This is a genomic window from Pseudomonas sp. JL3, assembly GCF_031570575.1.
GTDB lineage: Bacteria > Pseudomonadota > Gammaproteobacteria > Pseudomonadales > Pseudomonadaceae > Aquipseudomonas > Aquipseudomonas cucumis.
Genome location: NZ_JAKWJK010000015.1, coordinates 165,060 through 176,376, shown reverse-complemented (window position 1 = coordinate 176,376; position 11,317 = coordinate 165,060). Strand labels below are relative to the sequence as shown.

The 11,317-nt window shown below is 59.7% G+C and carries 11 protein-coding genes; 6 read left to right on the top strand and 5 right to left on the bottom strand.

Annotated elements, in window-relative coordinates:
* Positions 1–72 precede the first annotated feature (72 nt).
* Entirely contained in the window at positions 73–591 is a 519-nt protein-coding gene (locus MMG91_RS22700) for an SgcJ/EcaC family oxidoreductase (RefSeq protein ID WP_310660781.1), read from the bottom strand.
* A gap of 170 nt (positions 592–761) precedes the next feature.
* On the opposite strand from MMG91_RS22700, the gene MMG91_RS22695 reads away from it, so the two are divergent.
* From MMG91_RS22695 to MMG91_RS22680, 4 genes are read left to right on the top strand one after another with little or no spacing between them, the layout of a single operon-like run.
* Positions 762–1,946, top strand: a complete 1,185-nt coding sequence (locus MMG91_RS22695) for a sensor histidine kinase (protein WP_305445625.1) — start codon at positions 762–764, stop codon at positions 1,944–1,946.
* On the top strand, positions 1,943–2,596 hold the full coding sequence (locus MMG91_RS22690; protein WP_123721820.1) for a response regulator transcription factor: 654 nt from the start codon (positions 1,943–1,945) through the stop codon (positions 2,594–2,596). The genes MMG91_RS22695 and MMG91_RS22690 overlap by 4 nt, the downstream gene beginning before the upstream one ends.
* A complete protein-coding gene (locus MMG91_RS22685; protein WP_310660780.1) occupies positions 2,593–4,920 on the top strand; it encodes an ATP-binding protein in 2,328 nt (775 codons plus the stop codon). Before MMG91_RS22690 ends, MMG91_RS22685 begins: the two co-directional genes overlap by 4 nt.
* Complete coding sequence (locus tag MMG91_RS22680; protein WP_007901111.1) at positions 4,917–5,381, top strand: response regulator; 465 nt, start codon at positions 4,917–4,919, stop codon at positions 5,379–5,381. Before MMG91_RS22685 ends, MMG91_RS22680 begins: the two co-directional genes overlap by 4 nt.
* Here the strand turns inward: MMG91_RS22680 and MMG91_RS22675 are convergent.
* The gene (locus MMG91_RS22675) at positions 5,358–6,275 is read right to left on the bottom strand and encodes an alpha/beta hydrolase (RefSeq protein ID WP_310660779.1); all 918 of its coding nucleotides are present in this window, start codon (positions 6,273–6,275) and stop codon (positions 5,358–5,360) included. The two genes, MMG91_RS22680 and MMG91_RS22675, sit on opposite strands and share 24 nt — an antisense overlap.
* Before the next feature lie 285 nt (positions 6,276–6,560).
* On the opposite strand from MMG91_RS22675, the gene MMG91_RS22670 reads away from it, so the two are divergent.
* Complete coding sequence (locus tag MMG91_RS22670; RefSeq protein WP_310660778.1) at positions 6,561–7,211, top strand: glutathione S-transferase family protein; 651 nt, start codon at positions 6,561–6,563, stop codon at positions 7,209–7,211.
* Positions 7,212–7,255: 44 nt separating this feature from the next.
* Here MMG91_RS22670 and MMG91_RS22665 read toward each other — a convergent pair whose 3' ends face one another.
* Both MMG91_RS22665 and MMG91_RS22660 read right to left on the bottom strand, forming a co-directional pair.
* Positions 7,256–8,530: a glucarate dehydratase family protein gene (locus tag MMG91_RS22665; protein ID WP_310660777.1), complete on the bottom strand. Its 1,275-nt coding sequence runs from the start codon at positions 8,528–8,530 to the stop codon at positions 7,256–7,258.
* Complete coding sequence (locus tag MMG91_RS22660) at positions 8,527–9,924, bottom strand: MFS transporter (protein ID WP_310660776.1); 1,398 nt, start codon at positions 9,922–9,924, stop codon at positions 8,527–8,529. Before MMG91_RS22660 ends, MMG91_RS22665 begins: the two co-directional genes overlap by 4 nt.
* 106 nt (positions 9,925–10,030) lie before the next feature.
* Between MMG91_RS22660 and MMG91_RS22655 the strand changes: the two genes are divergently transcribed.
* Positions 10,031–10,933, top strand: a complete 903-nt coding sequence (locus MMG91_RS22655; RefSeq protein ID WP_305445632.1) for a LysR substrate-binding domain-containing protein — start codon at positions 10,031–10,033, stop codon at positions 10,931–10,933.
* 13 nt (positions 10,934–10,946) lie between these two features.
* Here the strand turns inward: MMG91_RS22655 and MMG91_RS22650 are convergent, their stop codons facing one another.
* Positions 10,947–11,276, bottom strand: coding sequence for a hypothetical protein (locus MMG91_RS22650; protein WP_305445633.1), 330 nt, complete (start codon positions 11,274–11,276; stop codon positions 10,947–10,949).
* Positions 11,277–11,317 lie beyond the last annotated feature (41 nt).

Sequence of the window (11,317 nt, the reverse complement as noted above, 5' to 3'; positions counted from 1 at the left end):
CGCATAGACGCCTCGGCGTGGGCGAGTCCATTCAATTACAGTTGGGCCGTGTCGGTCTTGCACATCCTCTGTTTATTTCCCGGCGTGCAGCACCTGCGCTTGCGGCATCGCCGAAGAGTGGTGGTTGAGAATCTTCCACTGACCGCCCACTTGTTCATAGACAAAGGTGTAACGCGCCTGCACCTGACGGGTCTTGCCATCGGCTTCGGTCAGGAAAAAGGTGTAAACGCCACTGTCCATCGCCACATTGGCGCCCAATGGGCGGATCTCACGGTAGTTGATCTGCCCCACCGGCTTGAGCGCCATGAAGTGATCGAAGTAGTCCTTGATCTGCGCCGGGGTGGTGCGCACCTTATTGGAAACCGTCGGCTGCAGCACCGCGTTCGGCGCGTACAGGTCGACCACGCTCTGAACATTGCCGCTCTTCAACGCACTATTCCATTGATCAAACAGTGCGGCGATTTCACGATCCTTCACGTTACCGGGCTGTTCGGCCACGCTGCTGTAAACGTAAGGCACTGCCTCCAACGCGTGGGCCAACGGGGCGGTCAGGGCGAACAACAGGACGATGGTTGAGGTCTTGAATTTCATTGCGCTAATCCAATGGTGGTCGATGGCCCTACTGTGCCGCTCGAAACGCCCCCCGCCATCGGCCAACCGGAGTCATTTGCCTATGCCATTCGGCAGATAGCGCCCTGCCCCGTTAACACGGTTTAATGACGCCCCAGCCCGAACGGACGCGCCTGCGCCGGAATATGTCCATGCAAAATCCTGATCACGATCCCGGTAGCGCCCTGGCCATTCGCACCCAGTATCGGCAATCGCAAAGTCGCGCCGCGCGCTTGCGGTTGCTGGTGGATACCGGCCAGGAACTGACGCAACTGGCCCCCGAAGCCATGCGTCAACGCGTGCTGCAACGGGCTTGTGCCTTCCTCGCGATGGACCACGCGCTACTGCTGGAATGGGACGTGGATGCGCAGGTCAGGACCACCGCCAGTCACGGCAACCGTGATCGTTTACGCAGCCTCGAACACCTCGCCGATACCGCGATGCGCACTGCGCAATGGCAGGAGCAACCGAGCGCGGTCCTGCCCAATGTGCTGCGGGTGCCTTTGCGCGGTGGCGATGGCGCGGCCTTCGGTGCATTGATGCTGGCCAACAGTGTCAGCATCAGTGCACCGGACACCGAGGACATCGAATCCCTGCAATTGCTCGCCACATTGCTGGCCGCACACCTGGAAAACCAGCGGTTGCTGGATGCCCTGGTCGCCCGCGAGCGGACCATGTCCGATCTGGTGCATCGGCTGTTCAGGGCCCAGGAAGACGAACGCAAACGCATGGCTTACGACCTGCACGACGGCCTGGCACAAACCCTCGCCGGGCTGCATCAGCGCCTGCAAGGTTTTGCCGGTCGCTGCCCGTCACTGCCCGAGGAACTCGGTGCGGACTTACAGACGATTCTTGCACTGGCCCAGCATTGCGTCGGTGAAGGCCGGCAATTGATCAGCGGCCTGCGCCCGACGGTACTCGACGACTTTGGCTTGCTGAAGGCGGTCGACAAAGAAGCGGATCGCCTGCGCGACGCCGGGATCAAAGTGAACTGGAGCACGCGTTGCGAAGCACGTTTGCCCAGCCAGGTGGAGATCGCTCTATTCCGGATTGCCCAGGAAGGTATCAACAACATTCTCAAACATGCGCAGGCCAGCCACGTCGCCCTGGCGCTGGAACTGCACGACGGGCAAGCCTCCCTGCGGGTGGACGACAACGGCAAAGGTTTTGCCATGGAACAACGACTCGACACCTGTGGCGCCCGTCACTTGGGGCTCGCGGCGATGCAGGAACGCGCGAGCCTGCTGGGCGGTGATTTCACCTGCGTCAGCCTTGCACACGGCGGAACCCGACTGCGCGCCACCGTACCCTCCGACCTCAATGGAACAGCTCAATGACTGAAGTTTTACGTCTGGTTCTGGCGGACGATCACGAGGTCACCCGAACCGGTTTCGTCGCGCTGCTGGCGGGCCATCCGCAATTCGAAGTGGTCGGCCAGGCCCGCGATGGCCAGGAAGCGGTAGACGCGTGCGAACGCCTGCTGCCCGACATCGTCATCCTCGACATTCGCATGCCCGTGCTCAATGGATTGGGTGCGGCGCGGATTCTTCAGCAGCGCCTGCCGGCCCTGAAAGTGGTGATCTTCACCATGGACGACAGCCCGGATCACCTGGAAGCGGCGATGAATGCCGGTGCCGTGGGCTACCTGCTCAAAGACGCCAGCCGCGATGAAGTGATCAACGCCCTGCAACGCGTCGCCGCGGGTGAGGAAGCGCTCAATAGCGCGGTCAGCGCCCGTCTGCTGCGGCGCATGACCGAACGCAACGCCAGTGGCGCCGCGCCTGCCGAAACCTTGACCGCCCGCGAACGCCAGGTCCTCGGGCTGGTAGCCAGCGGTTTCAGCAATCGTGAAATCGGCGAAGAACTCGGCATCACTACGGGCACGGCCAAGGCCCACGTGGAACGGGTTATAGGCAAACTCGGCGCCGCCGACCGAACCCAGGCTGCTGTCCGTGGTATCGCCCTGGGTCTGGTGACCCAGTCATGAAAGTTTCAAGCGCTCGACGCTGGGCCGATCTGCCGTTACGTGGCAAAGCCCTCGTGGTGATTTCCCTGCCGTTGGTAATCCTGTTGCTCTCTCTGGTGCTGATCTACATCACCGAACGCCAGACCGCGCGCGCAGAAGAAGACGTGCGCCGTGTGCTGCTGGTACAAGGCGATATTCAGGCCGTGCACACCCTGCTCGCCGAGGCCGCCGCCAGCGTGCGCGGTTATCTGCTGACTCGCCGCGAGGATTTCCTGCCGGGTTATCGGCAAGCCAAGCCCTTGATCGAATCAGCCCTGCGCCGGCTCGACAGCAACGTTCGCGATGTGCGGGTGCGCAAACATCTGGAGGCGATCACGCCGCTGATCGACACCAAGGTCGAGGGCCTGGTTGAACTGCTCGATGATCGCAACGCCACACCCGAGTCGATCACCACGATCCTGATCAATAACAAGCACATCCTCGACGAACTGCGTGAACGCATCAGCGCCATGCGCACCCTTGAAGACACGCTGCTGGCCGAGCGCACCGCGGCGGCCGCCTCGACTCGCCAGCGTTTGTTGTTCTCTACCTTGCTGGCCGCAGCCTGCGGGCTGTTTGGCGCCATCGTGGCGGTGTTGTTTCTGTCCAAAGGCATCGTCGCCCGGGTCAAGCAGGTCCAGGGCAACGCACAACGACTGGCACTCGGTCAGCCGTTGTTGCCGCAACCGCCAGAGAACGATGAGATTGGTCAGTTGGGCACGCGTCTGGTCGAAGCTGGTCTGCTGCTGGCCGAACGTGAACGGGCGTTGCGCGACAACGAAGAACGCTTGCGGCTGATCATCGACGGAGTGAAGGACTACGGCATTTTTGCCCTCGACACACAGGGCTTCGTCACCAGTTGGAATGCGGGCGCCGAACGGATCAAGGGCTACACGGAGCAGGAAATCGTCGGGCAGCATTTCTCGGTGTTTTATCTGTCGCAAGAATGCCCGCAGCATCCCGACATGGCGCTGCGCGAGGCGACTCGCGACGGTCATTACATGGAAGAGGCGTGGCGTTGTCGCAAGGGTGGCAGCCGCTTCTGGGCCAGCGTAGTAATTACCGCGCAATACGACAGCAGTGGCGCCCTGCGCGGATTTTCCAAGATCACCCGCGACATCACCGATCGCCGTGCGGCCGAGATAGCGCTGAGCACCGCCCGCGAAGAAGCCGAACGCGCCAGTCGAGCCAAAAGCGAGTTCCTGTCGCGCATGAGCCACGAGCTGCGTACCCCGCTCAACTCCATTCTCGGTTTCGCACAACTGCTGGACATGGACTCGTCCAAAGGGCAGCGGGCGCAGATCGGTCACATCCTGCGGGCCGGACAACACCTGCTGACCCTGATCAACGAAGTGCTGGACATCGCCAAGATCGAGGCCGGGCGCCTGCCACTCAACGTTGAAGCCGTGCCCTTGGCAGTGGTGCTGCAAGAAGCCCTGACGCTGGTTTCCCCCATGGCCTGCGACGCCGGCATTCAGCTGGTTGAACTGCCGATGCTGGCCGCCGACAGCGGGATCGTCGCCGATCGACAACGCCTGGTTCAGGTGCTGCTGAACTTGTTATCCAACGCGATCAAATACAACCGGCCCCAGGGTCAGGTGCACATCGAAGTCAGGATTATTCAACAGCGAATTGCCGTGTCGGTCTGCGATACCGGCAAGGGCATTGCGACCGATCGACTGGAGCAACTGTTCAAACCATTCGAGCGCCTGGAGACCGATCCGAATGTGGAAGGCACCGGTCTGGGCCTGGCCTTGAGCAAGAGTCTGCTGGAGATGATGAACGGCAGCATGACCGTCAAAAGCCAACCCGGCGCAGGCTCCAGTTTCACCCTGGAACTGCCCTTCGTGCGCCTGCAGCCAGTCACCGAGCCACCGGTTGCGCGAATCAGTCACCCAATGGTCACGGCCGCCCTCACCGCTCCCGATTATCAGGGCAAAGTGCTGTGCATCGAAGACAATCTCTCGAGCCTGGCCCTGATCGAAACCCTGCTGCAACGACGGCCGCACATTCAATTGCTTTCAAGTATGCAGGGGCAAATGGGTCTTGACCTGGCCCGTCAACATGCGCCGCAGCTGATTTTGCTCGACGTGGCCCTGCCGGATCTTGATGGTTTCAATGTTCTGCGACGCTTGCGCCAGTCTTCCATCACCCATGCCATTCCAGTGCTGATGATCACCGCCGATGCCAGCGACCTCACCCATCTGGCTTTGCTTGAGGCGGGAGCGACCGCGGTGCTGACAAAGCCGATTCACATCCCATCATTCCTCGCCCATCTTGACCAGCATCTACCGGAGCCCGTGTGAACACCGACCTGCGCATTCTGATCATCGACGACCAACGGCCCAACCTCGATTTGATGGAGCAGCTGCTTGTCCGCGAAGGGCTGACTAATGTCCTGAGCAGCACTCAGCCGCTGCGAACCCTGGACCTGTTCAACAGCTTCGAGCCTGACCTGGTGATTCTTGACCTGCACATGCCGGAGTTCGATGGCTTTGCCGTCCTGGAACAACTCAACCGGCGCATCCCGACCGGCGAATACCTGCCGATCCTCGTGCTCACCGCCGACGCCACACGCGATACCCGCCTGCGCGCGCTGGCCCTGGGCGCCAAAGACTTCATCAGCAAGCCTCTGGATGCCCTGGAAACCATGCTGCGTGTCTGGAACCTGCTTGAAACCCGCGCGCTTTATAAAGCCTTGCGCACCTTGGTCCCAGCGGATCAGATTGAATTGCTGCGTCAGTTAAAGCCGCACCCAGTTAGCTGACTGAAGGGGTGGAATCACTGACGATTTGCTACTGAATGTCAGGTCACGGGGCTGGCTCGGTATTTTGGCGACCGGCTTCAGAAAGCCCAGCAGGGCCTGTTGGGTGTCATGCCAGGCCGTCGGGTGTTCCATATCGAGGAAATGCCCGGCGTTCTTGATGGTCTGAAACTGAGCCTGACGGCTATGAGCCGCAAAAAGACGGGCGTCTTCCGCCGAGGTGTACTCATCCCATTCGCCATTGATAAACAGCAGCGGAACTTCGATGGCATCGGCACAGGAAACATAGCAATGAGTATCCTGGGTCAGCACCTCATTGACGTGAAAATGCATCTGCCGGTATTCGTGTTCGTCCAGGCTGCTGACATGGCGCTCATTGAAACGCTTGAACAGCGACGGCAGGTGCTTGCCGATAGTGCTGTTGATCAAGCGCCCGACATTGCGCCGATCACAGGCCTGAAGAAAATGCCGGCCGCTCTCCAGATAATCGCGCATCGGGGTATTGATTCGCGCGGCGAATGAACTGATCACCGCTTTTTCGATTCGGCGTGGATGTTGCGCCAGCGCCAGCAAGGTCGCCGCGCCACCCCAGGAAAAGGACATCACATGCTGCGCGCAAAAGTGCTCGATCAACTCCAACAGAATTGCGGCCTCGTCTTCCTTGCGGATCGGCAGGTCGTGCTGGTTGTGTTGTTTCGATTGACCGGCGTAGGGCTGATCGTAGAGGACTACGTTGAAGCGTGGCCGCAGGTAGCGCACCGTCTGGGCAAAAGATGCGGTCGTTGCCAGCGAGCCATTGACCAGAATAATGGTCTTGTCGGCGGTGGCGTTGAGATAATGTTCGGTATAAACCTTGTACTTCTTACCAATCTCGACGATCGCAGTTTTCAGCATCATTTTCATTCTATTCCTTGAACAAATTGGATCAGGCACACAGCTCGATTGACTCTCCGGCTTCCTCCGGGCAAGCCATACAGCACAAACCAGCGACAACGGTACAAGGGCGCTGAGATGAACACCATGACCAACAAGTCACAAACCGACCAGTGGTTACCAGTTAAGCAGGAATTCTTCCGCCTGCAAGTACGCAAGCTTGAAAGTGGCGGCCCTGACACTCTGACGCCCTGCCAACATCCGTCTATGAATGTTCATTACCCCTTCAATCCACCGAGGAGTTGAAAGATGTCGCTGACCCTTTACTACCATCCGCTGGCGTCGTTCTGTCACAAAGTGCTCATCGCGCTCTACGAAAATGGCACCGAATTCGAAAGAAAGATCATCGATCTCGCGGACGCTGGCGACCGCGCAGAGCTTCAGCAATTGTGGCCAATCGGAAAGTTCCCAATTCTTTGTGACCATGCTCAGCAGCGGAATCTGCCGGAGTCCAGCATCATCATCGAGTACCTGGATCGGCTGTATCCAGGCACGCACAAACTGATTCCAGACGATTGGGACAGCGCGCTGGAGGTCCGGTTATGGGATCGTTTCTTCGACCATTATGTACAAGTGCCACTACAACAGATTGTCAGTGATCGACTACACGCGACCAACGGTGATTTGACCAGGGAGTGGTCTACGCTGGAAACGGCGTACGGCATGCTTGATCGCCGAATGGCGTCCAGAATCTGGGTGGCCAGCCCGGCGTTCAGCATGGCCGATTGCGCCGCTGCCCCGGCACTTTTCTATGCCAGGACACTCGTACCGTTCCCCGTCGACTACCGGCATTTGAGCGCCTATTTCGAGCGGTTGGTACAGAAACCGTCATTTCAGCGAGTGATTGACGAAGCCAGGCCGTGGTTTTCGTTCTATCCGTTTGCGGAGGCCCTCGAGTAGCGGTTTCGCGAAGCGCCGGACAACGCATAATCCGCGTCCATCGGTCAAAAAAGCGGCTTGACGGCCTTCCACTCCGGCTTGTAACGCTGCATCTGCTTCACGTCATCGCGCTGACGAATGCCGCAGGTCAGGTATTGGTCATGCAGTTTGCCCAATTGATCGTGATCCAGTTCAAGGCCCAACCCCGGCGCACGAGTGATTTTCACGCAGCCATCGACGATGGGTAGCTTGCCACCCTTGATCACCTCTTCGTCCGGTTCCTGCCAGGGGTAATGGGTGTCGCAGGCGTAATCGAGGTTGGGCACCGAGGCGGCGACATGCGCCATGGCCATCAGGCTGATGCCCAGGTGCGAATTGGAATGCATGGACACGCCCAGGCCGAAGGTGTCGCACATTTTCGCCAGCGCCTGGGTGTCGCGCAGGCCACCCCAGTAATGATGGTCGGCGAGCACGATCTGCACGCTGTTCAGGGCCACGCTGCGGCGGAACTCATCAAAGTCAGTGACTACCATATTGGTCGCCAGCGGCAGACCGGTGCGCTTGTGCAACTCGGCCATGGCGTCGAGGCCCGGTGTCGGATCTTCGTAATACTGCAAGTCATCGCCCAACAGTTCTGCCATGCGAATCGAGGTTTCCAGCGACCAGTTGCCGTTCGGGTCGATGCGCAGCGGGTAGCCGGGAAAGGCCTTTTTCAGCGCCTTGATGCACGACACTTCGTGCTCCGGCGGCAGTGCGCCGGCTTTGAGTTTGATGCTCTTGAAACCATAGGCCTCGATCATGCGCCGGGCCTGGGCGACGATCTGCTCTTCACTCAGCGCTTCGCCCCAACTGTCCGGTTTGTACGGTGAGTCGATGTGTTGCGCGTACTTGAAGAACAGATAGGCGCTGAACGGCACTTCATCACGAATTGCCCCGCCCAGCAGGTCCACCAGCGGCACGTTCAGGGAATGCGCCTGTAGATCGAGAAACGCCACTTCGAACGCCGAATACGCGTTGCTCACCGCTTTGCTGGCGTGGGAGCCGGGCGCCAGTTCCGCACCGGCGATGCTTGGGGTTTTGTTCGCCGCCACGGTGGCCTGCACGAGGGCGCGCAACTGGTTGAGGTTGAACGGGTCGAGACCGATCAGCTGACTTTGCAATTGCTGTTGAATCGCCAGCGCCGGGGCGTCGCCGTAGCTTTCGCCCAAGCCAATGTAGCCATTGTCGCTCTCGATCTCGATGATCGAGCGCAGCGCGAAGGGTTCGTGAATACCGCTGGCATTGAGCAGCGGCGGATCGCGGAAGGCGATGGGGGTGACGGTGACGCGTTTGATTTTCAAGAGGCAGCTCCCTTTGGCTCGGCATTCAAGGCTTGATGACTGACAGGATTTTGGGGGGCAACGGCGTCGACCGGTTTAGCGGTGAGCGAACTGCGCGTGTCACCACGCGGTGCAGTGCGGGCAAAAAAGATCACCACGGCCGCGACTAGCGAAGTGGCCGCCAGGCCGTACAAACCGCCCTCGATGGAGCCGGTGGTCTGCTCCAGGAAACCGAACGCGGTCGGCGCCACGAAGCCACCGAGATTACCGATGGAGTTGATCAAAGCGATCACCGCCGCGGCGATGCGCGCATCCAGATAGCCTTGGGGAATCGGCCAGAACAATGCTGAAGCCGCCTTGAAACCAATGGCCGCAAAACAGATAGCAACGAAGGCGAAGATCGGCCCGCCGGTGGTGGACATGAACATACCGAACGCGGCAATCACCAGCGTCACGGCCACCCAGGCTTGCTGGTATTTCCATTTGTTGGCCATGGCGGCGAAGCCATACATCGCCAGGATGGAAATAATCCACGGAATCGAGTTGAACAGGCCGACCTGGAAGTCGCCGAGGTTGCCCATTTTCTTGATCATGCTGGGCAGCCAGAACGTGGCGCCATAAATCGTCAGGGCGATGGAAAAGTAGATAAAGCAGAACAGGGCAATCTGCCGGTCAGCCAGCAATTTGAACATCGACGGTTTGACCGTCTGCACGGCTTCGCGAGCCTGCTGTTCCAGGGCAATGGCGCTTACCAATGCATCCTTTTCTTCGACACTCAGCCATTTCGCCTCGCGTGGATGGGATTGCAGCCAGAACCAGACAAATCCACAGAGCACGATGGAAGCAAAGCCTTCAATCAGGAACATCCACTGCCAGCCATGCAGGCTGAGACCGCTGACGTGCAGCAGCGCGCCGGACACTGGACCGCAAATCACCGACGCAATGGCCGAACCGCTGAGGAAAATCGCCATGGCCTTGCCCCGCTCCGTCGACGGTAGCCATTGGGTGAAGTAATAAATGATGCCGGGGAAAAAACCCGCTTCGGCGGCGCCGAGAATGAAGCGCAGCACATAGAAGCTGGTTTCGCCGCGCACGAAGGCCATGGCCATCGCCGCCGCGCCCCAGGTGAACATGATGCGCGTCAGCCAGGCGCGGGCACCGTAGCGTTGCAGCAACATATTGGAAGGCACTTCGAAGATCGCGTAACCGATGAAAAACAGCCCGGCGCCCAAGCCATAGGCCGCGGCGCCAATGCCCAGGTCGGTTTCCAGGTGGCTGCGCACGAAGCCGATGTTGACCCGGTCGATGTAGTTGACGATGAACATCACCACGAACAGCGGCAGCACATGGCGCTTGACCTTGGCCGCTGCTCGGGCAAGGACGGTCGGGTCCGGCGGACTCTGATGGTTATTCAAGGGGCGACTCCCGTTCATTGTTTTTTTAGGGGAGAACCGATCATGGACGCGCCTATTGATCCCGTCTAATCTAACTTGGCACTCGATTGATACCTGGATTAGATCAATGTTCGAACTGACGCAACTGCGCTGCTTCACCACCGTGGCCACCGAACTCAACTTCCGCCGGGCCGCCGAACGGTTGAACATGACCCAACCGCCCCTCAGCCGCCAGATTCAATTGTTGGAGCATCACCTGGGCGTCGAGTTGTTCACCCGCAGCACGCGCAGCGTCGCCCTGACCGCCGCCGGCCGCGCCTTCTTTATCGAAGCGCAGAACCTGCTGGAGCGAGCGCAGCAAGCCGCCGTGACCGCCCGGCGCTTCGCCGAAGGGGACATCGGTACGGTCAACATCAGCTTCGTCGGCAGCGCGGTGTACGAGTTCCTGCCCAAGGTCATCGCTGAAGCGCGGCTCAAACAGCCTCAGGTCAAAATCGATCTGTCGGAGATGAACACCTACCAGCAACACGAAGCCCTTCGCGCGCGTCGTATCGATCTGGGCATCGTTCGCGCGCCGTTGCTGGAGCCGGGCTACGCCACCGAATGCCTGGTGCGTGAACCTTTCGTATTGGCCGTCCCCCACAACCATCGGCTGGCCAGCGCCGAAATCGTGTCCGTCAAAGACCTGGACGCACAACCCTTCCTCATGTACTCCCATGCGGCCTATCCGCCGTTCAACGAACTGCTGACCGGCATGCTCCGCTCAGCCCGCGTCGCCCCGGAATATGTGCAATGGCTCGGCTCGTCCCTGACCATCCTGGCCCTGGTCAACGCCGGAATGGGCCTGGCGCTGGTGCCGCGCTGCGCCACCAGCGTCGTGTTCAAGAACGTGGTGTTTCGCGATATCGATCTGGGGGAAGGCGTGCAAAGCGAGCTGCATTTGATCTGGCGCGAGAACAACGACAACCCGGCGTTTGCGATGTTGCTGGAGGGGATTCGAAAGGCTGTTAGAGAGGGATGGGGATCGTGAGTTGTCGGCGCAACTACCGTTGCGCCAGTTCATGGTTGATGCATTGCTCGTAATACGTTTGCTTGATAGCAGCAGGCTTGAGGCGCGAGGGGCTGTTATAGGTTTGTTCCGTGATCCCCATGGCGGTCATGCGCATCCACGGCCGGGGAAATTTGCGTGCCTGCAGTTTCCTGCGCGCCCCGTAAAGCGTGAGCCCGGAAAGCTTCGACGCCTGTGCGCCGGCAGCGATGTCCGAGCCCCAGCTGCAGACGAAACGACTGTTCTTGTTCAGGTCCTTTGCCTGAGCCTCAAGCGAGAGAGTCACCAGGGCAAACGTTGCAGCCATCCATATCAAAGTCCGCATATCGCCAATGCCTAACCTTCTGAAAAGAAAGCAAGTTTGAC

Excerpts from the sequence above, each read along its gene's own strand:
- MMG91_RS22700 (WP_310660781.1), bottom strand. The coding sequence starts at position 591 with ATGAAATTCAAGACCTCAACCATCGTCCTGTTGTTCGCCCTGACCGCC.
- MMG91_RS22650 (WP_305445633.1), bottom strand. The coding sequence starts at position 11,276 with ATGCGGACTTTGATATGGATGGCTGCAACGTTTGCCCTGGTGACTCTC.
- MMG91_RS22670 (WP_310660778.1), top strand. The coding sequence starts at position 6,561 with ATGTCGCTGACCCTTTACTACCATCCGCTGGCGTCGTTCTGTCACAAA.
- MMG91_RS22675 (WP_310660779.1), bottom strand. The coding sequence starts at position 6,275 with ATGATGCTGAAAACTGCGATCGTCGAGATTGGTAAGAAGTACAAGGTT.
- MMG91_RS22685 (WP_310660780.1), top strand. The coding sequence starts at position 2,593 with ATGAAAGTTTCAAGCGCTCGACGCTGGGCCGATCTGCCGTTACGTGGC.
- MMG91_RS22690 (WP_123721820.1), top strand. The coding sequence starts at position 1,943 with ATGACTGAAGTTTTACGTCTGGTTCTGGCGGACGATCACGAGGTCACC.
- MMG91_RS22695 (WP_305445625.1), top strand. The coding sequence starts at position 762 with ATGCAAAATCCTGATCACGATCCCGGTAGCGCCCTGGCCATTCGCACC.
- MMG91_RS22655 (WP_305445632.1), top strand. The coding sequence starts at position 10,031 with ATGTTCGAACTGACGCAACTGCGCTGCTTCACCACCGTGGCCACCGAA.